Raw genomic sequence first — 22,963 nt, forward strand, 5'->3', positions numbered from 1 at the left:
TCACTTGCGGCCGGCTCCGATCACGTTCGCGACGAAGGCCGATGCCGGTCGCTACCTGTCCTCGGTCGACACCGACATGGCCCGCGGTTCATGGCTGGACCCCGTCCGGAGCGGCGTCCGACTGCGCGAGTACAGCCAGTCCTGGCTGGCCGAACGGACCGTGCGAGGCCGTCCGCTCGCGGTCCGGACCAGAGAGCTGTACCAGCGGTCGCTCGACCGCTGGGTCCTGCCGCAGCTCGGCGACCTCATGCTCGATCGGATCACCCCCGCCGTGGTCCGCACGTGGCACGCCCAGATCAGCGCGGCCACCGGTCCCACCGCCGTCCGCCAGGCCTACGCCGTCCTGCGGGCCATCATGTCCACCGCCGTGGCCGACGACGCCATCGCCCGCAACCCGTGCCGGATCGTCGGCGCCGGGCAAGCCAGGAGTCCCGAGCGTCCACTCCTCGCCCTGGACGAGGTGGAGGCGCTGAGCGCCGAGATGCCGGTGCATCTCCGCGGGCTGGTCCAGCTGGCCTTCTGGGGTCATCTCCGGCTGGGCGAGGTGGTCGCCCTCCGGGCAGCCGACCTCGACCTCCGGGTGGGCACCGTCTCCGTCGTCCGGCAGATCGTCGAGACCAACGACGGCCCCAGGGAGGGCCCGCCCAAGGCCGGCAGCCAGCGCACTATCCACCTGCCCCCGCAGGGCCTGGATGCGTTGAAGGCGCACCTCGACGTCCGGGGTCCGGTGAAGCCGCTGGACCACCTCTTCGTCCGGCAAGACGGCTCGGCGCTGCGCGCCCACCACGTCCACACGGCATGGAAGACCGCCCGGAATCGCGTCGGGCTGCCCGGTGCACACCTGCACGACCTCCGCCACGCCGGCCTCACGATGGCGGCCCAGAGCGGGGCCACGATCGCGGAGGTCATGCGGCGCGCCGGCCATTCCTCCACCCGGGCAGCGATGACCTACCAGCACGCGGCGGAGCACCGCGATGCCGAGGTCGCCGCCCGGCTGGGCCGCCTGGCGAGGACCACTCCCGCGAGCCGTAGTGGCACGCGAATGGCACGCCGACCCCTCTGAGGGGCCTCCGAGGCGAGCGAACCTGTCTCGAATCGGACAAACCTCCTGGTCAGAGCGGAGGGCGAGGGATTCGAACCCTCGAGAGGTGTAACCCTCTAGCAGTTTTCAAGACTGCCGCCATCGGCCACTAGGCGAGCCCTCCTGGCCGGTCGAGCCTAGCCCGCCGCCTGACCTGCACCCGACCGTCGTCGCGGTGTCGATCTCCCGTCACCCGGGCCCGATGTGCTGGCACCGTGCGCGTCGCCCTGGTCTCCGAGACCTTCACGCCCGCGGTCAACGGCGTCGTCACCTCGGTGCTGCGGGCGGCCGACCACCTCGCCCTGCGCGGCCACGAGCCGGTGGTCATCGCGCCGAGCGGAGCCGACTACGAGAGCCGGTGCGGCGCGGTGGTGCCGGTGCACGCCGTCCGGTCGGTGCGGCTGCCGCGGTACCGGGAGCTGCCGCTGGCCGCGCCCACGGGCGAGGTCGGTAACCTGCTCGACGAGCTGCGCCCGGACGTCGTCCACCTCGCCTCCCCCGCCGTCCTCGGCGCGACGGCGGCGCGCGCGGCGCAGCAGCGCGGCATCCCCGCGGTCGCGGTCTTCCAGACCGACTTGGCCGCCTACGCCGGCCGGTACCGGCTACCCGGCGGGTCGGCCACGACGTGGCGCTGGCTGCGCACCCTGCACGAGCGGACGGCACTGACCCTCGTACCCTCCACCGCCACGATGGCCCAGCTGCGCCGGCACGGCATCGGCCCGCTGGCGCTGTGGGCGCGCGGCGTGGACCTGGAGCAGTTCTCCCCCGCGCGCAGGTCGGATGCCGTCCGTGCCGCCCTGGCCCCCAGCGGGGAGCTGTTGGCCGGCACGGTCGCCCGGCTGGCCGTGGAGAAGCGGTTGCACCTGCTGGGTCCGGTGTCCGAGCTGCCGGGGGTGCGGCTGGTGGTGGTCGGCGACGGCCCGCAGCGACGGACGCTGCAGCGCCTGCTGCCCCGGGCCGTGTTCACCGGCCGGGTGGTCGGCGACGAGCTGGGCGGCCTGGTGTCGTCGCTGGACCTCCTGGTGCACCCGGGCGCCGACGAGACGTTCTGCCAGGCGGTGCAGGAGGCCCTCGCCGCCGGGGTCCCGGCGCTGGTCGCGGCGTCGGGCGGGCCGCTGGACCTGGTCCGGCACGGGGAGAACGGCTGGCTGTGGGCCGGCGACGACCCGTGGGTGCTGGCCGCCCAGGTCGAGGGCCTGCGCGGTGACCGGCTGGCGCTGCGTGCGGCCGCGAGCCGGGCCCGGGCCTCGGTGGCGCACCGCACCTGGGGCCGGCTCGGCGACGAGCTGATCGGGCACTACGAGCGGGTGCTCGGCGGGGCGTCGGTGCACCGCCTCGCTTCGTGACCTTGCAGAACGGCAACGCCGCCACGCCGGTGCTCGGCGTGGCGGCGTTGCGGACCTGCAAGGTCAACGGCCCCGCCCCCGGGATGGGGGACGGGGCCGTCGATCAGAGCTGGGTCAGGCGTTGCTGCGGCGACGCGCGCCGACCAGCAGGCCGGCACCGGTCAGCAGCACCAGGCCACCGCCGACGGCGACCGGGACGGCGGTGAAACCGGTGGTGGCCAGCGAGGCATCGGTCACGACACCACCGGACACGGTCACCTGGACGACGAGGTTGCGAGTGTTGCCGTCGGCGTCGACGCCGGTGGCGACCAGGTGGTGCGTCCCGTTGGCGAGGCCGGCGGGGATGGTGACCTCGACGGAGAAGCGGCCGCTGCCGTCAGTGACCACGGTGCCGAGGCTGACCGGCGACGAGTAAACGAGGAGCTGAACGGTCGACAGCGGAGCGAACCCGTCGCCCTGCAGCGTCAACTTCTGGCCAGCGGTCAGCTTGGAGATGGGACCGGCCGGCCCGGTGATGTCGCCGTTGTCCTGGGACGGCACGGCCGACGGGGTTGCCGGACCGGCGATGACGGCGGTCATGCCTCCGCTGGCGACGCTGTCCTCGCCGGGGTAACCGGTCTCGTTGAGGCTGGCGACACCCACGTAGTAGGCGTGTCCGGCCTCGACCCCGATGACGCAGGTGAGGGCCTGACCGGTGGGCGAGCAGACATTGTCGGTTCCGGAGGACTGGGCACCCTCGACGATGGCGTAGGCCTGGTAGCCGGTGATGTCACTGGTGTCGGCCGGCGCCGACCAGGAGACACGGATGGAGGAGACACCCGGCACGACAACAACGCCGGTCGGGGCAGCTGGGTTGCTGAAGATGTAGACGTCGTCGGTCGAGACCGATGCACCCGGGCCGACCGCGCTGGTCGCGCGGACCGAGACGGTGTGGGGGTCTCGGCTGTTGGCGATCGCAATCGTGCCCGAGGTCTTGTCCGTTGCCTGGTCGTAGGCGGTCGTTATCGCCGTCCAAGCGCCGTTGTCGACCTTGACCTGATATCCGGTGATCGTGGCGTACCCGTCGTCGGTCGGCGGCGCCCAGAAGGAGACAACAGCCGAACCGTCGCTGCCGCTGACCTGCAGGTTGCCGGGGGCCTTCGGGGCGGCACAGGCAACCCCGGTCGCACTGACCGAGCCGGTGTACTGCTCGCCCACGCCGTCCGCGTCCTCGTTGTCGGTGTAGGAGAAGGTGTAACCACCGCCGTAACCCGAAAGCGTCTCCTCGGCGGCCCCGCCGTCGCCACCAGCTGCACCGATGAACAACCCTTGGTCGTCGAGAACCACGGAGCCGCCGCCGCCACCGCCGCTGTAGAAGAGCGGAGCGTTCGGGTCATCCGCATCGCCGGCCTCGCCCGACACGTCGAAGTCGTTGTCGGAGTCCGTCGGGTCGGTGTAGGCGTACCCCTGGCCCGCGGAGCCCCCACTGGTCCCGTCAGAATCGCCACCTGCCGTGCCGGCGTGGATCTCGTAGACGTCACCCACCGAGGTCTCGTCCCGCGTGATGACTACGCCACCGGGCTTGCCTGCCGTGTTGTCGCTGGCCGTACCGCCTCCAGCGCCGTACACCTTCCAGTCGATTGCGCAGACGCCGTCGCCGACGGTGAAGGAGTTGACGCTGGCCGAGGTGAGCGTCTGACCAGCCACCAGGACATCGGCGGCCGAGGCGATGCCGGTGACGCCCAGGAGGGCGGTGGACATCCCGATCGTGCTGGCGGCGACGACGCCGAGCGCACGACGGGACGGGGACGTGAAGCGCATGTGCGGGGCTCCCCCGTGACTGCCCGGAGCGCCGGGCACGTGCACGGTTGTCCCGCGCACCACCCCCATCGGCTGCCTGTCAGCACCCTGTGAACGTCATGCGGAGGAAATAAGGAACTTTCTTGTCCCGCAGTCCGCGCCGGCCTCCTCCTGCACCGAAGTCCGTCCTCCTGCAGCAGCTCTGGTGCAGGAGGACGGAGTTCGATCAACTCCCCTGATCAACGCTGACCAGGGGGTCACAGAGGGCGGACGGTGGCCAGCACGTGGTCGGCGCCCGCCTTCGCGCTGCGGACGGCGAGGTCCCAGCCGTCGTCCCGCCGGCCCGTGGAGAGGGTGACCGTCGAGGGCAGGAACAGCGGCTTGCGGAATGTCACGTCCACGGAGAACGCCGAGGGCAGCCGGCCGGACAGCGCCGCCAGCGCCCGGGCCTTGACCCACATGCCGTGCGCGATGGCCCGCTCGAAGCCGAACGCCTTGGCGGTCAGGCCCGACAGGTGGATCGGGTTCACGTCGCCGGAGACCTTCGCGTAGCGCCGCCCCGCGTCGTCGGGCACCCGCCACACCGCGGCCTGCGCGACGTCCCCGATCGCCAGGTCCGGCACGTCGGGCGCCGACGCGACCGGCGCCGCGGCGCCGCGGGCCAGGTAGGTCGACCGCCCCCGCCACACCTCGTCGCCGCGCGAGCGCACCGACGCAACCAGGTCCACGGTCGCGCCGCTGCGGTGCGGGGTGAACCGGTCGGCCCAGACCTCCAGGTCCAGCTTCTCGGTCACCGACACCGGCCGGACGACGTCCACCCGGTTGCGCACGTGCACCAGACCCGGCAGGGCCAGCGGGAAGGACCGGTCGGCCATCAGCGCGACCTGCAGCGGGAAGGTCAGCACGTGCGGGAAGGTCGGCGGGAGGGTGTCGCCGAACCGGAACCGGCAGACCTCCGCGTAGTCGGCCACCTGCGCCGGGTCGACCGCCACGGCCACCCGGGTCAGGTGCGTGTCCGGCAGCGGCCCGCCCCGGCCGCGCGCGGTCAGCGCCGCCTTGGCGAACAGCGGCCCCATCGCCGGGGCCGAGGGCAGGACGACGGGCGTGCCCATCAGGCCCCCAGCAGGTTCTGGCCGCAGACCCTCAGCACCTGGCCGTTCACCCCGGCACTCGCGGGCTGGGCCAGCCAGGCGATGGCCTCGGCGACGTCCACCGGCAGCCCACCCTGGTTCAGGGAGTTCAACCGGGCGCCGACCTCGCGGGTGCCGAAGGGCATCTTGGCGGTCATCTCAGTGACGATGAACCCGGGCGCGACGGCGTTGATGGTCGCCCCGCGCGAGGCGAACTCCGGCGCCCACGAGCGCACCATGCCGATGACGCCGGCCTTGGACGCGGAGTAGTTGGTCTGCCCGCGGTTGCCGGCGATGCCCGACTGCGAGCTGACCGCGATGACCCGGGCACCGGGCTTCAGCGCGCCGTCGGCGTCCAGCAGGGCCTGGGTCATGTCGAGCTGGGCCTGCAGGTTCACCGCCAGCACCGAGTTCCAGCGGGCGGCGTCCATGTTGACCAGCAGCTTGTCCCGGGTGATGCCGGCGTTGTGCACCACCACGTCCACACCGCCGTGCCGCTCGGTCACGTGCTGCACCAACCGCTGCGCGGCGTCGGGCGCGGTGATGTCCAGCTGCAGCGCCGTCCCGCCGACGCGGTTGGCCACGTCGGCCAGCGCCTGGCCGGCGGCCGGGACGTCGACGGCGACCACGTGGGCGCCGTCGCGGCCGAGGACCTCGGCGATCGAGGCGCCGATGCCCCGGGCCGCGCCGGTGACGACGGCGACCTTCCCGGCCAGCGGGGTGGTCCCGCCGTCCGCGCTGGGGACGTCGGCCGCGGTCAGGGTGACGGTCTGGCCGTCGACGTAGGCCGACCGGCCGGACAGGAAGAACCGCAGCGGCCCGGGCACCGAAGCCTCGGCGCCGTTCGGCACGTACACCAGGTTGGCGGTCGCCCCGGCGCGCAGCTCCTTGGCCAGCGACCGCACCAGGCCGTCGAGGGCCTGCCGGGCCGCGGCGAGCGCCGGGGACGGCGCCTCGCCGGGGACCTCGCCCAGGACGACGACCCGGCCGTTGGTGCCCAGCCGCTTCACCGCGGGCGCGAGGAAGTCGTGCGCGGAGGCCAGGTCGGCCGGGGTCGTGACCCCGGTGGCGTCGAGGACGACGGCGGCCACCTTCGGCCCCCGCTCCCCGTCGGCGCCCACCGGGGACAGCACGGTGACGCCCTCCTCCTTCAGCACCGACTCGACCTCGGCGCGCAGCCGGCCGTCGCCGGCGGAGCCGACCAGGGCCGGCCCGTCGAGCAGCGGCTGCCCGGGGGCGTAGCGGCGCAGCCGGACCGGCCGGGGCAGACCCAGCTGCCGGGTGATGGTGGACCCGATGCCGGAGTTGGCGAAGTCGCGGTACCAGTCGCTCACGGGGTGTCCCTTCTCAGCTCTCGAGGATGGCGACGACGCCCTGGCCGCCGGCCGCGCAGATGGAGATCAGCCCGCGCTTGCCGGGCCCGGCCTCGTGCAGCGCCTTGGCCAGCGAGGCGACGATGCGGCCGCCGGTGGCGGCGAAGGGGTGCCCGGCGGCCAGCGACGAGCCGTTGACGTTGAGCTTGGACCGGTCGATGGACCCCAGCGGGGCGTCCAGGCCCAGCTTCTCCTTGCAGAAACCCGGGTCCTCCCAGGCCGTCATGGTCGACAGGACCGTCGAGGCGAAGGCCTCGTGGATCTCGTAGAGGTCGAAGTCCTGCAGGGTGAGGCCGTTGCGGGCCAGCATCACCGGCATCGCGTAGGCCGGCGCCATGAGCAGGCCCTCCCCGCCGTGCACGTAGTCGACCGCGGCGGTCTGCGCGTCGACCAGGTGCGCCCACACCGGCAGGTTCTTCTCGGCGGCCCACTCGTCGCTGGCCAGCAGGACCGCCGAGGCCCCGTCGGTGAGCGGGGTGGAGTTCGCCGCGGTCATCGTGGCCCCCTCCCCCCTGCCGAACACCGGCTTCAGGGTCGAGAGCTTCTCCACCGTGGAGTCCGGGCGCAGGTTGTCGTCGCGGGTCAGGCCCAGGAACGGGGTGACCAGGTCGTCGAAGAAGCCGCGGTCGTAGGCGGCGGCGAGGTTGCGGTGGCTGGCCACGGCCAGCTCGTCCTGCGCCTCCCGGCCGATCTCCCACTCCTTCGCGGTGATCGCGGCGTGCTCGCCCATCGACAGGCCGGTGCGCGGCTCGACGTTGCGCGGCTGGTCGGGCACCAGCTGGCCGGGGCGGATGCGGGCGAGCAGCTTGAGCCGGTCGGGCAGGGTCTTCGCGGCGTTGGCGGCGATGAGCACGCGGCGCAGGTCGTCGTTGACCGCGAGCGGGGCGTCGGAGGTGGTGTCGGTTCCGCCGGCGATGCCGGACTCGATCTGGCCCAGCGCGATCTTGTTGGCCACCAGGACGGCGGCCTCCAGGCCGGTGCCGCAGGCCTGCTGCACGTCGTAGGCCGGGGTGGCCGGGGACAGCTGCGAGCCGAGCACGGCCTCGCGGGTGAGGTTGAAGTCGCGGGCGTGCTTGAGGACGGCACCGGCGACGACCTCGCCGACCTGCTCGCCGGCCAGGCCGTGCCGGGCGACGAGGCCGTCGATGGTCGCGGTGAGCATGTCCTGGTTGCTCGCGCGGGCGTACTTCTTGTTCGACCGGGCGAACGGGATGCGGTTCCCGCCGACGATCGCAGCCTGGCGGGCGGTGGGGCGGGGCATGAGGCCCTCCGAGGTGTGACGAGGTCGCGTTGTCGGTACCGACGGTATCAGGTACCGTCGGTCACATGAAATCGACGGCGGTGACCCCGGCCGGCACCGTCCCGCGGCGCCGCGACCGGCGCGACTCGAGGTGGGACGAGCACCGGCGAGCCCGCCGCGAGCAGCTCGTCGCCGCCACGGTCGCCGCCGTGGGCCGGCACGGGCCCGGCGTCGGCATCTCCGAGATCGCCGCCGCGGCCGGCACCAGCAAGACCGTCGTCTACCGGCACTTCGCCGACCGCGGCGAGCTGCACCTGGCGGTCTGCGCGCAGGTGGCCGAGCACCTGCTCGGGGCCCTGCGGCAGGCGATGACCAGCACCGACCGGCCGCGGCAGATGGTCGCCGCCGCCATCGACACCTACCTGGCCTTCATCGAGGCCGACCCCGAGCTCTACCGGTTCGTGGTGCACCCGCCGGTCGACCGCGACCCGTCCGCCGACCCCATCGCCGGGCTGTCCGAGCTGGTCGGCGAGCAGGCGACCGCACTGGTGGCCCTGGCGCTGCAGCAGGCCGGCCGGCCCACTGCGGCCGCCGAGCCCTGGGGTCACGGCCTGGTCGGCCTGGTCCGCTCGGCCGCCGACCGGTGGCTGGGCTCCCCCGACCCGATGCCCCGCGCCGAGCTCACCGCACACCTGACCGACCTCGCCTGGGCAGGCCTGTCCGGCGTCGTCGCGCCCCGCACCCCGCAGACCCAGCACGCCACCACGGAGGGAACCCGATGACCAGCACGCAGCAGCACCTGACCCCGGTCGACCCGGCCCGCCTCACCGAGGTGCTCGACGGCCGCTGGGCGCACGTCCGCCGGGATGCCCGCGACCAGCTCGGCGAGCAGAAGTACGCCCCGGTGTACGGGGAGACCAACGCCGAGGCGCGGGAGCGGATCACCGGCCTGCTCAAGGACCTGGCGGCCACCGGGCGCACCCGGCTGGGCTTCCCGAAGGCCTACGGCGGGGAGGACGACGCCGGCGCCTCGGTCACCTCGATCGAGATGCTCGCGTTCGGCGACCTGTCGCTGATGGTCAAGGCCGGGGTGCAGTGGGGCCTGTTCGGCGGCGCCGTGCAGCTGCTGGGCACCGAGCGGCACCACGCGGCCCACCTGCGGAAGATCATCGACGCCGACCTGCTCGGCTGCTTCGCGATGACCGAGACCGGCCACGGCTCGGACGTGCAGCAGCTGCGCACCACCTGCACCTACGACCCGGACACGCAGACCTTCGACCTGCACACCCCGCACGAGTCCGCCCGCAAGGACTACATCGGCAACGCGGCGAAGGACGGCCGGATGGCCGTCGTCTTCGCCCAGCTGATCACCCAGGGGAAGCGGCACGGCGTGCACGCCTGGCTGGTGCCCATCCGGGACGAGGCCGGCAACCCGGTGCCCGGCGTCACCATCGGCGACGACGGCCCGAAGGCCGGGCTGAACGGCGTGGACAACGGCCGGCTGTCCTTCGACCACGTCTCCGTGCCCCGCGACATGCTGCTGGACCGCTACGGCCAGGTCGCCGAGGACGGTACCTACACCTCCTCCATCGAGAACGAGACCCGGCGCTTCTTCACCATGCTCGGCACCCTGGTGCGCGGGCGGGTCAGCGTCGGCGGGTCGGCGGGCTCGGCCACCAAGCTGGCCCTGCAGATCGCCATCCGCTACGGAGAGAAGCGGCGCCAGTTCGCCGCCCCGGGCGAGGACCGCGAGATCGTGGTCAACGACTACCTGGTGCACCAGCGCAAGCTGCTGCCCGCGCTGGCCACGAGCTACGCGCTGCACTTCGCGCAGGAGGAGCTCACCTCCACCATGCACGACGTGCAGGGTGCAGAGACGGTCGACGAGGCCGCGCAGCGCGAGCTGGAGTCCCGCGCCGCCGGGCTGAAGGCCGCCAACACCTGGCACGCCACCCGGACCATCCAGATGTGCCGCGAGGCGTGCGGCGGCCAGGGCTACCTGGCGGAGAACCGGCTCCCGGCGCTCAAGGCCGACACCGACGTCTTCACCACCTTCGAGGGCGACAACACGGTCCTGCTGCAGCTGGTCGCCAAGGGCCTGCTCACCGGCTACCAGGACTCCTTCGGGTCGCTGGACAGCTGGGGCAAGGCGCAGTTCGTCGCCGACCTGGTCAAGGAGACGGTGCTGGAGCGCACCGCCGCCCGCGGGCTGATCGCCCGGCTGGTGGACGCCGTCCCCGGCCGCGACGAGGAGGTCTCCCTGCTGGACCGCGGCTGGCAGCTGAAGATGTTCGAGGACCGCGAGAAGCACACCCTCGAGGGCGCGGCGAACCGGCTGCGCAAGGGCGCCGCGAACAAGTCGAACCGGCTGTTCGACGTCTTCAACGACGTGCAGGACCACGTGCTGCGGACGGCGACCACGCACATCGACCGGGTGGTGCTGGAGGCGTTCGTGGCCGCGGTCGACCGCACCGCCGACCCGGCCGCCCGGGCGCTGCTGGCCAAGCTCTGCGACCTCTACGCGCTCACCACCATCGAGGCCGACCGCGGGTGGTTCCTGGAGCACGGCCGGCTCACCCCGGCCCGGTCCAAGGCGGTGACCAGCACGGTCAACGCACTGCTCAAGGAGCTGCGGCCGTTCATGACCACGCTGGTCGACGGGTTCGCCATCCCCGACGCGTGGGTGCAGGCCCGCATCGTCACCGAGGAGGGCCCCCGCCAGGAGGTCATGGCCGCCGAGGACGCACGGGTGCGGGCGGCCGCGGCACCCGGCGACTCCGCCGTCGACACCCCCGACGCCACGGCGGTGGACCTGGAGATGGCACCGGCCCAGTAGGGAGACCTGGTCGGCCCCCGCGACCAGGCCGTACGGGCGTCGTCGGGGTGACCCGTCATCCTGGGGCGGTGAGCGCCACCGCCGACGTCCTGCGCATCCCGGTGGCGGTGGACCTCGCCGCCGTCGTCGTCGGAGCCCTCACCGGTGGCCTGCTGGCCGCCCGTGAGGGCTTCGCGCTGTCCGGGGTGCTGCTGCTGGCGGTCACCGGCGGGCTCGGCGGCGGCCTCATCCGCGACGCGCTGATGGGCGTGCCGGCCGTGGCCGTCACCAACCCGGCCTACCTGCCGACGGTCGGCGTCGCCGCGATGGTCACGTTCTTCTTCGCCGGCTGGCTCAACCGCACCACCGGCCTGCTCACCGGCCTCGACGCGCTCACCCTGGGCTTCTTCACCGTCATCGGCGCCCAGAAGGCGCAGAACGCCGGGCTGCCGGTGGCCAGCGTGGTCTTCCTCGGCGTCGCGACGGCGGTCGGCGGAGCCGTCATCCGCGACGTGCTGCTGGCCCAGCGCGCCGACATCGTGCAGCCCGGCCCCTACAACGCCGTCGCCGCGCTCATCGGCGCCTCGCTGCTGGCGGTGCTGTCCGGTCCGCTGGACCTGCCGCTGCTCCCGGTCGCCGCCGCCACGATCGCGCTGGTGGCCGGGTTGCGGCTGCTGTCGGTGCGGCGGGGCTGGTCGGCACCGGTGGCGATCGACCTGCCACTGCGCGCGCGGACACGCTGGTCAGGACGTCGACGTCGCCCGGAGGGGTGAGCAAGGGGTCAAGTCCGGTGCACGGCTGCCGAAGGATGGGGCACAACCTGTCCCGGAAGGAGTGCCGTGCCGTACCCGCGCGTCCCGGCACGCCCCCGCAGCGGCCCCCCGGTGCCGGCGGTCGCCGCCGTCCTCGTGGTGGTCGTGGGCTTCCAGCTGGCCTCCTCCCTCGGGGACGCCGTCCTCGTCGACGTCTACGTCTCCAACCTGCTCCAGCTCGCCGCCGGGCTGACCGCGGCGGCGGCCTGCGCCTGGCGGTCGCGCACCGTCGCCGGTCGGGCCCGCTGGTCCTGGACCTGCCTGGCCGTCGGCACGGCGGCCTGGGCCGCGGGCCAGGCCTGGTGGTGCTGGGTGCAGATCGTCCAGCGCGGTGAGGCGCCCTTCCCGTCGGTGGCCGACGTCGGGTTCGTCGCCTTCCCGCTGCTGGCCGGCGCCGCGCTCCTGCTGACCCCCACCGGCGACGGCTCGACCGCCCGCTGGCGCCGGGCCCTGGACGCCGCCATGACCTCGGCCGCGGTCGGCCTGGTCAGCTGGGAGACCACGCTGGGCACGGTCGTGGCGATGAATGCCGGCAACGACCCGCTGGTCGCCGGGCTGCTCGTCGGCTACCCGGTGCTCGACGTGCTGCTCATCGTGCTGGGCACCCTCACCGTCGCCCGGGCGACCACCGCCCGGACGCCGCAGGTGCTGGTCACCCTGGGCCTGGTCGCCTTCGCCGTCTCCGACAGCGCGTTCGCCTACGTCGCCGCCGAGGGCGACTACGAGGGCAACCTGCTCGACCTGGGCTGGATCGCCGGTTTCCTCTTGGTCGCCCTGGCCGCCCTCTGCCCGCCCGGCGGCGCCGCGCCCGCCCGGGCCCGCCGCCGGGGGGACCGCGGCGGGGCGGACCTGCTGCTCTACGTCCCGGTCGCCGTCGCGTTCGCCGTCACCACGGTGCTGGCCTTCGGCGGCCGCCGGCTGGACGGGTGGGAGCTGCTCACCGCCGGCGTCGTCGTCGCCCTGCTGCTGGCCCGCCAGTGGCTGGCCCTGCGCGACAACGGCCGGCTGGCCACCGAGCTCGCCGCCCGCGAGGCGGAGCTGCGCCACCAGGCCTTCCACGACGCGCTGACCGGGCTGGCCAACCGCGCACTCTTCCTCGACCGGCTCGACCACGCCCTGCAGCTGCACGCCCGGGACCTGCGCCCGGTGGCGGTGGTCTTCCTCGACCTCGACGACTTCAAGGTCGTCAACGACACACTCGGCCACGCGGTCGGCGACGAGCTGCTGGTGCGGGTGGCCGAGCGGCTGCGCGGCGCCGTCCGGGCCGGGGACACCGTCGCCCGCCTCGGCGGCGACGAGTTCGCCGTCCTGCTGGAGGACGGCGGTGACCCCGTGCTGACCGCGGCCAAGGTCGCCGGGGCACTGGGCACGCCGTTCACCCTGCGCGGCGACGTGGTCGACGTGCGGGCCAGCGTCGGCCTGTGCGAGCTGACCCCCGACGACCCGCCCCTGGCCGCCGACGAGCTGCTGGCCCGCTCCGACACCGCCATGTACGCCGCCAAGCGGTCGGGCAAGGACACCATCGTCTCCTGGAGCGCCGGCATGAGCCTGGCCGAGCTGCAGGACGAGGAGCTGCGGACGGCGCTGCGGGCCGCGGTGGCCGACCGCCGGGTGCGGCTGGCCTTCCAGCCGATCGTGGAGCTGGCGACCGGCCGCCTCTCGGGCCTGGAGGCCCTGGCCCGGTGGCGGCACGAGGACCGCGACGTGCCCCCGGACGTCTTCATCCCCCTCGCCGAGCGCGCGGGGCTGATGGGCCCGCTCACCGCCGACCTGCTCGAGGCCGCCTGCACCCGGCTGGCCGGGTGGAGCCGGGGCCGGGAGGAGCTGCTGGTCGTGCACGTCAACGTCGCCCCCAGCCAGCTGGTCGCCCCCGGTTTCGTCACGACGGTGGCCGACCTGGTCCGCCGGCACGACCTGCGCCCGGGCGCCCTGGTCCTGGAGATCACCGAGTCGGGCATCTTCGCCGACCTGGGCGCCGCCCGGACCACCGTCACCCAGCTGCGCCGCCTGGGCGTGGGCGTCTCCCTGGACGACTTCGGGGTCGGCTACTCCTCGCTGGCCCAGCTCAACGCCATGCCGCTGGACTCGGTCAAGATCGACCGCTCCTTCCTGGCCGGGGTGGACAACGACCCGCGGCAGGCCCGCTTCCTGCACGCCGTGCTGCGGCTGGCCGAGGAGATCGGGCTGCCGGTGGTGGCCGAGGGGGTGGAGCGCCCCGCCCAGCTGCACCTGCTGCGGGCGCTGGGCTGCCAGCACGCCCAGGGTTACCTGCTCGGCCGTCCGGTCGAGGCCGACGCCGTCCCGCCGCTGCTGGACGGGGTCGTCGTCCCGGCGTGACCTCCCCCGGTGGGGGGAGGTCACGGTCCAGGACCGTGCGGTGCCGGTCGATCAGACCTGCGTGACCGACCTGTACGAACCGACCGCCCGGACCGGCTGCCGTCCGCTGCTGGCCGACCCCGACGACCTCACCGTCGTGCACTCCCCCGTCGTCGACCTCGCCGACGGCTCGGTGACCGGCTGGACGGCGGCCGCCCGCTTCCCCGGCACCGCCACCCCCGACGTCTGGTTCGCCGCCGCGCACGACGCCGGCCTGGCCGCCCCCCTGCAGGCCCTGCTGCTGCAGACCGCGCTGGCCCGCCGACCCGCCACCGGCCGGCTCCACGTCGCCGTCGACCCGTGGCTGCTGGGCGCCCCGGTCGTGCACACCGCCCTGCGCGTCCCGCTGGTCGGCGTCGTCCTGGAGCTCACCGACGCCAACGTCGACGACGAGGCCGCCCTGCTCCGCCGCTGCACGGTGCTGCGCGAGCGCGGCGCCGCCCTCGCGGTCCCCGCCGCGCTGCTGCACCGGCTGCCGCAGCTGCCGGCCGACGTCGTCCTGCTGCCCGCGCCCCTCGTCGCCGGGCTCGCCGGCGACGAGCGCCGGACGGCGATCGCCGTCGGCGTGGTGGCCTACGCGGCCGCGGCCGGGGCCACCGTGCTCGCCGACGGCGTGGAGACCGACGCCGAGCTGCAGGGCCTGCTCGAGGCCGGCGTGCACGCCGCGCGGGGATGGCTGGTCGGCCCGACCGCCGACGGCTACGGGCCGGCCGCCCCCCGGGTGGTGCGCACCCTGCGGGACCGTGCCCTGCGCAGCGGCACCGACGCCACCGTGGCCGGGCTGCTCCGCCCGGTGCGCACCTGGTCCCCCGGCCGGGACGACCGCCAGCTCACCCCGCCGGTGCTCGTCCTCGACGAGGCCGGCCACCCGGCCACCCTCTCGCTGGTCGACGCCCGCACCGGCGCCTGGTTCGAGGCACCGGTCCCGCTCGTGCTGCCCGTGGACACCCCCGTCGCCGAGGCGCTGCACCGGGCCCTGGCCCGCCGTCCGGCCCTGCGGTTCGACCCGGTGCCGTGCGCCGACGCCACCGGCGCGGTCGTCGGCCTGGTCCGGGTGGAGGACCTGGCCGGCGCCGCGGCGGCCCGCTGACCGCTACGCCGAGGCGTCGTCCAGGGCGGCGCGCTCGTCCTCGGACAGCCGCAGGTCCAGCATCGGCAGCAGGTCGGCCAGCTGCTCCACCGACCGGCCGCTGGCGATCGGCGCGACCACGGTCGGCCGGTCGGCCAGCCAGCGCAGGGCGACCGCGGACCCGGTGGTGCCGTGCGCGTCGGCGACCTGCGCCAGCGCGGCGAGCACCCGGTCGCCCTTCTCCCCCACGTAGGCCGACGCGCCCTTGGCCCGGGGCGAGTCGATGGTCTCCCCGGCCCGGTACTTCCCGGTCAGGAAGCCCTTGGCCAGCGAGAAGTAGGGCAGGGTGCCCAGCCCGCGGTCGGCGACGACGTCGCGCAGCTCGTCCTCGTAGACCGCCCGCTCCATGAGGTTGTAGTGCGGCTGCAGCGCCACGTAGGGCGACAGGCCCTGCTGCTGCTGGACGTCCAGGGCCTCGGTGAGCCGCTGCGCCGAGTAGTTCGACGCCGCCACGTGGCGGACCTTGCCGGCCTGAACCAGCTCGTCGAAGGCGGTGAGCGTCTCCTCCAGCGGCGTGGTCGGGTCGTCGTAGTGGGCGTAGTAGAGGTCGATGTGGTCGGTCTGCAGGTTGCGCAGCGACCGCTCGGCCGCGGCCCGGATCTCCGGCGCCGACAGCGGGTGCTCCTTGTCCCCGGGCGAGGCCTTGGTGGCCACGGTGACGCGGTCCCGCATGCCGCGCTCGGCCATCCAGCGCCCCAGGATCTGCTCGGACAGGCCGTTGCCGTACATCTCGGCGCTGTCGACGAAGGGCGACTCGGTGCTGGGGACGGCGTCGGCGAAGCGGTCCAGCAGGGCCCAGGAGGTGGACTCGTCGGCCGTCCAGCCGAACACGTTGCCGCCGAAGCAGAGGTCGCTGACGGTCAGGTCGGTCCCGGGAAGTCGTGGCATGGAGCAACCATAAGGAGACCGCACGGGTGCCGCAGCGGGTCGCCTGGGTCGGTTGGGACGGAAAAAGCCCGAGAACACAGGCATCTGACTGGCCATCCGGCCTCCTGGCATGGCAACGTGCCTGCCGTCCCCGGCCGTCGACCCCGTCGGCCGGCCTGCCCGCACCGGGGTGGACACCCCGACCGGGCCGACCCCAGCACCGAGAGGAACCACCGTGAACAAGGCCGAACTCGTCTCCGCCATCTCCAAGCGCGCCGACGTGCCCGCCGCCACCGTCGACTCCGTCATCGCCGCCATGGGCGAGGAGTTCGTGGACGCCCTCACCCGCGGCGACAAGATCGCCATCTCCGGCCTGCTGACCCTGGAGCGCTCCTCGCGCTCGGCGCGCACCGGCCGCAACCCGCAGACCGGCGAGACCATCGAGATCGCCGCCTCGAACACCGCCAAGCTGACCGCCGGCTCCAACCTGAAGAAGGCCGCCGCCGCCGTCCCGGTGAAGTGACCCCCTCCGCTGCCCCCGCGCAGCGTTGACCAGGTCCCCTGGTCGAAGTCCGTCCCCCTGCACCAGCTCTGGTGCAGGGGGACGGACTTCCGCGGGGCAGGATGAACCACTGTCGGACCCGCGGGGCAGGATGCGGGTGTGCTCACCGTCGAGACCGACCCCGCATCCGTAGGACTGGACGCCGCCCGGCTGGCCCGGCTGGACGCCCGGCTGGCCCGCTGGGTCGACGAGGGGCAGCTGCCCGGCTTCCTCGTCACCGTGGCCCGGCACGGGGCGCTGGCCCACGTCGGCACCTACGGGCACCGCGACGTCGGGGCCGGGCTGCCGGTCACCCCCGACACGATCTGGCGCATCTACTCGATGACCAAGCCGATCACCTCCGTCGCGGCGATGAGCCTGTACGAGGAGGGCGCCTTCGAGCTCACCGACCCGATCAGCCGCTGGCTGCCGGAGTTCGCCGAGCCGCGGGTCTACGTCGCCGGCCCCGCCGCCAAGCCCGTCACGGTCCCGGCCACCGAGCCCATCCGGGTCTGGCACCTGCTCACCCACACCTCGGGCCTGACCTACGGCTTCCACCACGTGCACCCCGTCGACGCCGCCTACCGGGCCGCCGGGCACGAGTGGGGCACCCCGCCGGGGGCCGACTCCGCGGAGGTCAGCCGGCAGTGGGCCGCGCTGCCGCTGGTCTTCCAGCCCGGCAGCGAGTGGAACTACGGCGTGTCCACCGACGTCCTGGGCCGCCTCGTCGAGGTCATCGCGGGCAAACCGCTGGACGAGGTGTTCGCCGAGCGGGTGTTCGGGCCGCTCGGGATGACCGAGACCTCCTTCGGCCTGCGCCCCGACGACGACCCCGCCCGGCTGGCCCGCCTGTACGCCCCGGGCCTGGTCCCCCTGGAGGCCTTCGAGCCCGCGGCGAAGCAGAAGCCGGCGTTCCTGTCCGGCGGCGGCGGGCTGGTCTCCACCGCCGGGGACTACCTGCGCTTCGTGGAGATGCTGCGGGCCGGCGGCACCGCGCCCGACGGCACCCGGGTGCTGGGCTCGCGCACCATCGCGCACATGGTCCGCAACCACATCCCGGGCGGCGCCGACCTGGAGGCCTACGGCCGGCCGCTGTTCGCCGAGACGCCGCTGCGCGGGGTCGGCTTCGGCCTCGGGTTCTCGATGGTGCTCGACCCGGCCCGCTACGGCACGGTCTCCTCGGTCGGTGACTACTCCTGGGGCGGCGCGGCGTCCACGGCGTTCTACGTCGACCCGGTCGAGGGCCTGTCGGTGACCTTCTACACCCAGCTGCTGCCCTCGAGCACGCTGCCGATCCGCGGGTACCTGCGCTCGCTGGTGCACCAGGCGATCGAGTGAGGCTCGACCCCGGGGCGGGCACCCTGCACGGCTGGTTCGACCCCGACCTGGCCCCGGCGGTCACCGTCGACCCAGGCACCGTGCTGACCGTCGGCTGCCTGGACTCCGGGTGGTCCACCGGCCCGTTCGACGGCGGCGACCTCGCCGCGAGGCCGCGGCACCCGCAGTGGGAGCCGGGCACCGGCCACGCGCTGACCGGTCCGGTCGCCGTGCGGGGCGCCCGGCCGGGGCAGGTCCTCGCCGTCGGCGTGGCCGACGTCGTCCCCGGGGCCTTCGGGACGACGTACTGCGGCCTGCGGGACACCCCGCTGAACCGGCGGCTGGGCGTGCTGGACGACCCGGTCGTGCTGCGCTGGACGATCGCCGACGGCGTGGCCACCACCCAGCACGGCCACCGGGTCGCCACCGCGCCGTTCCTCGGGGTCATGGGGGTGCCGCCGGCCGAGCCGGGCCGGCACTCCACGGTGCCGCCCCGCTGGCACGGCGGGAACCTGGACTGCCGGGAGCTGGTCGCGGGCTCGGTGCTGTACCTGCCGGTCACCGTGCCCGGCGGGCTGCTGTCGGTGGGCGACGGGCACGCCGCGCAGGGCGACGGCGAGGTCAGCGGGACGGCGATCGAGTGCCCGGTCGAGGCCACCCTCACCGTCGACCTGCTCGACGACCTGCACGGCCTGGCGCTGCGCACCCCCGTCGCCCGCACCCCGGCCGGGTGGGTGGCGATGGGCGTGGCGCACGACCTGGACACCGCCACCGGCCACGCGCTGGACGCCGTGCTGGACCTGGTGGGCGTGCTGCACGGCGTCGGCCGGTCGGAGGCGCTGGCCCTGGCCTCGGTGCTGGTCGACCTGCGGGTGACCCAGGTGGTCAACGAGGTCGTCGGCGTGCACGCCCTGCTGCCCGCGGGACGGTTGCTGCCCTGAGCCCGCGGGACGGTTGCTGCCCTGAGCCCGCGGGCCCGTCCCGCGTCCCCGTCCCGTGTGCCCCTCCGGCGTGGATCAGGTTCGACGAGCAGCGTGCATCCTCCTGGGCCGACGTCGGTGGCGGAGGATGCACGTTCGTCGTCCCACCTGATCCACGCCGGGGTGGCCCGTTACCGTCCGCGGCATGGCCGCCACCGGGTTCCACACCGCCGACGAGCTCAACGCCCTGCTGCCGGGCACGCTGCCGGGGCTGGTGGGCGTCGTCGTCGACACCCACGAGCCCGGCCGGCTGACCAGCCACCTCGACGTCCGGCCCGAGGTGCTGGCGCCCAACGGCTACCTGCACGCCGCCACCGTGGTCGCCCTGGCCGACACCTCGTGCGGGCTGGCCACCCGCGCGCTGCTGCCCGAGGACGCGACCGGGTTCACCACGATCGAGCTGAAGACCAACTTCCTCGGCACCGCCCGCGAGGGCCGGATCGACTGCGTGGCGACCAACGTGCACGCCGGGCGCACCACCCAGGTCTGGGACGCCGTCGTCACCGACGCGACCACCGGCCGGACGACGGCGCTGTTCCGCTGCACCCAGCAGGTGCTCCGGCCCCGGTGACCGCCGCCGCCGGGCAGGTGTGAGACTGGCGTCACCCCCACCCCAGGAGGAACCACCGTGGTGCTCGCCAGCCGCTTCCCCGACGTCGAGATCCCCGACGTGCCCGTGCCGAGCTACGTGCTCGCCGCCTCGCGCGACCTCGGGGACGCCCCGGCCCTGGTCGACGGCCTGTCCGGCGAGACCATCACCCACGGCCAGCTGGTCGGGTACGTGGACCGGTTCGCCGCCGCGCTGCACGCCCGCGGCCTGGGCAAGGGCGACGTGGTCGCGGTCTTCTCCCCGAACACCATCTGGTTCCCGGTGGTCTTCCACGGCATCGCCGCCGCCGGCTGCGTGATGAGCCCGGTCAACTCGCTCTACACGCCCGACGAGATCGCCTTCCAGCTCAAGGACGCCGGCGCGAAGCTGCTGGTCACCGTCTCGCCGTTCCTGGACCGGGCCCGCTCGGCGATGGAGGCCGCCGGCATCACCGACCTCGTGGTGCTCGACGGCGCCGAGGGGGCCGACAGCCTGCGCGACCTGCTCACCACCCAGGCGCCGTCGGTCTCCCCGGACATCGACCCGGCCACCGACCTGGTCACGCTGCCCTACTCCAGCGGCACCACCGGGCTGCCCAAGGGCGTCATGCTCACCCACCGCAACCTCGTGGCCAACGTCGCGCAGACCCGCCCGCTCATCGACCTCGCGCCCGGGGGCGAGCGGATCATCGCCGTCCTGCCGTTCTTCCACATCTACGGCCTCACCGTGCTCATGAACCAGGGCCTGCAGTGGGGCGGCGCGGTCATCACCCTGCCGCGGTTCGACCTCGAGCAGTTCCTGCGGGCCATCCAGGACCACCGCGTCACCCGGGCGTTCGTGGCCCCGCCGATCCTGCTGGCGCTGGCCAAGCACCCGATGGTGGAGCAGTTCGACCTGTCCAGCCTGCGGTCGGTCACCTCCGGCGCCGCCCCGCTGGACGAGTCGCTGGCGCTGGCCGTCGAGCAGCGGCTGCGCGGCCTGGCCGGCAGCGGTGAGGACGGCGTCACCGTCGCGCAGGGGTACGGCATGACCGAGCTGTCCCCGGTCAGCCACACCACGCCCGACCGCGGCCTGCAGCCCGAGGGCGCCGGGGACACCCCCAAGGGCACCGTCGGCTACGCCATCCCGGGCACCGAGTGCCGGCTGGTCGACCCGGCCACCGGTGCGGACGCCGCGCCCGGCGAGCGCGGGGAGCTGTGGGTGCGCGGGCCGCAGGTGATGGCCGGCTACCTGAACAACGAGCAGGCCACCCGCGACACCCTGGACGACGAGGGCTGGCTGCACACCGGTGACGTGGCGGTCGTGGACGACCTGGGCCGCTACACCGTCGTCGACCGTGTCAAGGAGCTGATCAAGTACAAGGGCTACCAGGTCGCCCCGGCCGAGCTCGAGGCCGTGCTCATCGCGCACCCGGGCATCGCCGACGCCGCGGTCATCGGGGTGAAGGACGCCGAGTCCGGCGAGGAGCTGCCCAAGGCCTTCCTCGTGCGGGCACCGGGGTCGGAGATCTCCGAGGACGAGGTGATGGCCTACATGGCCGAGAAGGTCGCCCCGCACAAGAAGATCCGGATCGTCGAGTTCATCGACCAGGTGCCCAAGTCCGCCGCGGGCAAGATCCTCCGCAAGGAGCTCCGCACCCGCTGACCCTCTCGCCGCCGATCACCTTCGGGTGAGGTGCCTCCAGGGGTCCACCAGCTCGACCCCGGTCCCCTCGAAGTCCTTCGTGTTCCTCGTCGCCAGGACGGCGGACCGCGCGCGGCAGACCGCGGCGATCTGCCCGTCGAGCACCGCGATGGGGGTACCGGCTCGCTCCCGGGCGGCGACGAGCTCCCCGAAGTGGTCCGCCGCCGCACGGTCGAACGGCAGGACGCGTGCGGCGAACGCGTCCAGCGCCTCGTCCGCGGCGGCCAGCAACGAGTCCCGGCGCCGTCCCCGCGGCAACCGGGCCAACCCGTAGCGGACCTCGGCCGTGGTGAACGCGGTGGTGTGGATGTCGGCCGGCGCCTGGTCGCGCACCCACCCGACGACGGCCTCGTCAGGACGGGCGCGCATCAGCTCGGACACCACGTTCGTGTCCAGCACGACCACGGGCATCAGCCGAAGGAGACGGGCCGCTGGCGCTCGGACCGGTCGGGGACGTCCAGGTCCACCCCACCGGCCGCGCCGAAGCGGTCGAGCAGCGCCTGCCCGAGCCCGACGTCGCGGGCACCGTCCTGCACGGCCTCCGTGAGGATGGCCCTCACCTCGGACTCCATGGACCGGCCGTGCTGTGCCGCCCGCACCTGCAGACGCGCCTTCACGTCGTCGTCCAGGTCCCTGATGCTCAACGCGGCCACGACCACTCCCCTCCGAAGTGCTGGCAATGCTAGCGGCGGGGCTGGGCCTTGCGCCAGGCGCTGAAGCTGCTCACCGGGCCCGCACCCGGGCGGCGCAGCCACGGCCAGGGGTGCACCTCCACCGGCTGCACGTCCTGCGCACGGCGGCGGAAGCCGGGCACCGGGGCGTGGGTGACCGCGAGCGCCCGGCCGGCCAGCTCCAGCACCGGGTCGCCGAGGTGCAGCTGCACCTCCCGGTCCTCGCCCAGCTCGGCGAGGGTCTCGACCAGGAAGACCAGCCGCTGGGAGGCCAGCCGCAGCCGGGCCAGCAGCGGTTCGTCCAGCACGAACACCACCGGCAGGTCGGGGTGGGCCGCCAGCGCCGGGTCCGCCGTCCCCAACGACTCCGCGGTCAGCCAGACCGCCTCGGGCTCCCCGGTGGACACGACGTCGGCCGGGCCGGCGGTGACGTCGGGCGACGGGTCGGCGGCCAGCAGGGGCTCGCGCTCCAGCCACCGGGTCGGCTGGTCCTCCGGCCAGTCCTCGACCGGGCAGTCGGCGGCCAGCGGGCACCGCTCGCACAGGCCGGGCGCGCGCTTGCGCACCTGCCAGCGGGAGAAGCCGTAGGCCTTGCCGTTGCCGGCGCCGACGGTCCACTGCCAGCCGACCCGGTTGGCCGCCCGCGAGCCGTCGATGAGCCGGGCGAACAGCTCGTCCTCGCCCTGCGCCCAGTCGTGCCCGGCGCGCACCGTCCACTGCGAGGCCACCCACATCCGGGTCTGGTTGACCAGCCAGCCGTCGCGGTCGAGCTCGCCGAGCACGGTGTCCAGGCAGGCCATGTCCCGCGGCCACGGCTCCTGCCATCGGGTGCGCGCCCGCGCGGGCTCGGCCCGCAGCGCCGACCGGGTGCGGGTGCCCAGCCGGGCGTAGAGGTGCCGGCTGTACTCCTGCCACATCAGCTCGTCGCGGTACTTGGTGCGGTCCCGCGGCGGCGCGTCGGCGACGGCGTCCCACACCTCGGGCAGCTGCAGCAGGCCGTGCCGGATGTAGGGGCTCAGGGCCGAGGCACCCCGCCGGGACTCGGGCAGCACCTGGTTGCGCCGGCCGGCGTACCCGGTGACGTCCAGGGTGGCCAGCGCCGCGTCGGCGGCCGCCTGCCCGCCACGGAAGCGCCCCGAGGGCGCGACGGCGTCGTCCCGGTGCAGGTGGCCCAGGTGCTCCCCCACCCAGGCGGGGACGGCGTCGACGGCGGGCACGGGCAGCGGGGGCACGC

20 protein-coding genes and 1 tRNA gene are annotated in these 22,963 nt (G+C 74.2%); 12 read left to right on the plus strand and 9 right to left on the minus strand.

The genetic code is table 11. From position 1 onward, the window contains the following. Positions 1–4 precede the first annotated feature (4 nt). A complete protein-coding gene (gene xerC / locus NH342_RS01135) occupies positions 5–1,063 on the plus strand; it encodes a tyrosine recombinase XerC (RefSeq protein WP_253010398.1) in 1,059 nt (352 codons plus the stop codon). Positions 1,064–1,118: 55 nt separating this feature from the next. On the opposite strand, the gene NH342_RS01140 is transcribed toward xerC, so the two are convergent. Beyond that, positions 1,119–1,205 (minus strand) — tRNA-Ser (locus tag NH342_RS01140). A 91-nt stretch (positions 1,206–1,296) separates the two neighbouring features. Between NH342_RS01140 and NH342_RS01145 the strand changes: the two genes are divergently transcribed. Then, positions 1,297–2,427 carry a glycosyltransferase family 1 protein gene (locus NH342_RS01145; RefSeq protein WP_253010400.1) on the plus strand — a complete coding sequence of 377 codons (1,131 nt, stop codon included), beginning with the start codon at positions 1,297–1,299 and terminating at the stop codon, positions 2,425–2,427. A gap of 114 nt (positions 2,428–2,541) precedes the next feature. On the opposite strand, the gene NH342_RS01150 is transcribed toward NH342_RS01145, so the two are convergent. The 4 genes from NH342_RS01150 to NH342_RS01165 all read right to left on the minus strand — a co-directional run bounded on the left by NH342_RS01150 (position 2,542) and on the right by NH342_RS01165 (position 7,970). Continuing rightward, the gene (locus NH342_RS01150) at positions 2,542–4,167 is read right to left on the minus strand and encodes a fibronectin type III domain-containing protein (RefSeq protein WP_253010402.1); all 1,626 of its coding nucleotides are present in this window, start codon (positions 4,165–4,167) and stop codon (positions 2,542–2,544) included. Between the two features lie 296 nt (positions 4,168–4,463). After that, complete coding sequence (locus NH342_RS01155) at positions 4,464–5,318, minus strand: MaoC/PaaZ C-terminal domain-containing protein (RefSeq protein ID WP_253010404.1); 855 nt, start codon at positions 5,316–5,318, stop codon at positions 4,464–4,466. Further along, positions 5,318–6,670, minus strand: coding sequence for a 3-oxoacyl-ACP reductase (locus tag NH342_RS01160; protein WP_253010406.1), 1,353 nt, complete (start codon positions 6,668–6,670; stop codon positions 5,318–5,320). Before NH342_RS01160 ends, NH342_RS01155 begins: the two co-directional genes overlap by 1 nt. 13 nt (positions 6,671–6,683) lie before the next feature. Further along, entirely contained in the window at positions 6,684–7,970 is a 1,287-nt protein-coding gene (locus tag NH342_RS01165) for an acetyl-CoA C-acetyltransferase (RefSeq protein WP_253010408.1), read from the minus strand. A gap of 65 nt (positions 7,971–8,035) precedes the next feature. Between NH342_RS01165 and NH342_RS01170 the strand changes: the two genes are divergently transcribed. The 5 genes from NH342_RS01170 (at position 8,036) to NH342_RS01190 (ending at position 15,042) form a co-directional block, all read left to right on the plus strand. Then, positions 8,036–8,731 (plus strand): TetR family transcriptional regulator, encoded by a 696-nt coding sequence (locus NH342_RS01170; protein WP_253010410.1) that lies wholly within the window; start codon positions 8,036–8,038, stop codon positions 8,729–8,731. Further along, a complete protein-coding gene (locus NH342_RS01175; protein ID WP_253010412.1) occupies positions 8,728–10,785 on the plus strand; it encodes an acyl-CoA dehydrogenase in 2,058 nt (685 codons plus the stop codon). The genes NH342_RS01170 and NH342_RS01175 overlap by 4 nt, the downstream gene beginning before the upstream one ends. 68 nt (positions 10,786–10,853) lie before the next feature. Beyond that, the gene (locus tag NH342_RS01180; protein WP_253010414.1) at positions 10,854–11,537 is read left to right on the plus strand and encodes a trimeric intracellular cation channel family protein; all 684 of its coding nucleotides are present in this window, start codon (positions 10,854–10,856) and stop codon (positions 11,535–11,537) included. Between the two features lie 66 nt (positions 11,538–11,603). After that, the gene (locus tag NH342_RS01185; RefSeq protein ID WP_253010416.1) at positions 11,604–13,913 is read left to right on the plus strand and encodes an EAL domain-containing protein; all 2,310 of its coding nucleotides are present in this window, start codon (positions 11,604–11,606) and stop codon (positions 13,911–13,913) included. 40 nt (positions 13,914–13,953) lie between these two features. Further along, a complete protein-coding gene (locus tag NH342_RS01190) occupies positions 13,954–15,042 on the plus strand; it encodes an EAL domain-containing protein (protein WP_253010418.1) in 1,089 nt (362 codons plus the stop codon). 3 nt (positions 15,043–15,045) lie between these two features. Here NH342_RS01190 and NH342_RS01195 read toward each other — a convergent pair whose 3' ends face one another. Then, a complete protein-coding gene (locus NH342_RS01195; protein WP_253010420.1) occupies positions 15,046–15,969 on the minus strand; it encodes an aldo/keto reductase in 924 nt (307 codons plus the stop codon). A gap of 109 nt (positions 15,970–16,078) precedes the next feature. Here NH342_RS01195 and NH342_RS01200 point away from each other — a divergent pair, with 109 nt between their 5' ends. From NH342_RS01200 to NH342_RS01220, 5 genes are all read left to right on the plus strand, one after another. Then, positions 16,079–16,471, plus strand: a complete 393-nt coding sequence (locus tag NH342_RS01200; RefSeq protein WP_253010422.1) for an HU family DNA-binding protein — start codon at positions 16,079–16,081, stop codon at positions 16,469–16,471. Between the two features lie 138 nt (positions 16,472–16,609). Next, positions 16,610–17,827: a serine hydrolase gene (locus NH342_RS01205; protein ID WP_253010424.1), complete on the plus strand. Its 1,218-nt coding sequence runs from the start codon at positions 16,610–16,612 to the stop codon at positions 17,825–17,827. Then, positions 17,824–18,747: an acetamidase/formamidase family protein gene (locus NH342_RS01210; protein WP_253010426.1), complete on the plus strand. Its 924-nt coding sequence runs from the start codon at positions 17,824–17,826 to the stop codon at positions 18,745–18,747. The genes NH342_RS01205 and NH342_RS01210 overlap by 4 nt, the downstream gene beginning before the upstream one ends. A 184-nt stretch (positions 18,748–18,931) precedes the next feature. Beyond that, positions 18,932–19,357 (plus strand): PaaI family thioesterase, encoded by a 426-nt coding sequence (locus NH342_RS01215; RefSeq protein WP_253010428.1) that lies wholly within the window; start codon positions 18,932–18,934, stop codon positions 19,355–19,357. A gap of 57 nt (positions 19,358–19,414) precedes the next feature. Further along, positions 19,415–21,019 (plus strand): 4-coumarate--CoA ligase family protein, encoded by a 1,605-nt coding sequence (locus NH342_RS01220; RefSeq protein WP_253010430.1) that lies wholly within the window; start codon positions 19,415–19,417, stop codon positions 21,017–21,019. Between the two features lie 15 nt (positions 21,020–21,034). On the opposite strand, the gene NH342_RS01225 is transcribed toward NH342_RS01220, so the two are convergent. The 3 genes from NH342_RS01225 to NH342_RS01235 are packed head-to-tail and all read right to left on the minus strand — an operon-like array spanning position 21,035 to position 22,961. Next, complete coding sequence (locus NH342_RS01225) at positions 21,035–21,469, minus strand: type II toxin-antitoxin system VapC family toxin (RefSeq protein WP_253010432.1); 435 nt, start codon at positions 21,467–21,469, stop codon at positions 21,035–21,037. Further along, entirely contained in the window at positions 21,469–21,711 is a 243-nt protein-coding gene (locus NH342_RS01230) for an Arc family DNA-binding protein (RefSeq protein ID WP_253010434.1), read from the minus strand. The genes NH342_RS01225 and NH342_RS01230 overlap by 1 nt, the downstream gene beginning before the upstream one ends. A 29-nt stretch (positions 21,712–21,740) precedes the next feature. Beyond that, positions 21,741–22,961: an FAD-binding domain-containing protein gene (locus tag NH342_RS01235; RefSeq protein WP_253010436.1), complete on the minus strand. Its 1,221-nt coding sequence runs from the start codon at positions 22,959–22,961 to the stop codon at positions 21,741–21,743. Positions 22,962–22,963 lie beyond the last annotated feature (2 nt).

The organism is Klenkia sp. PcliD-1-E (assembly GCF_024124375.1).
In the GTDB taxonomy this organism is placed as follows: domain Bacteria; phylum Actinomycetota; class Actinomycetes; order Mycobacteriales; family Geodermatophilaceae; genus Klenkia.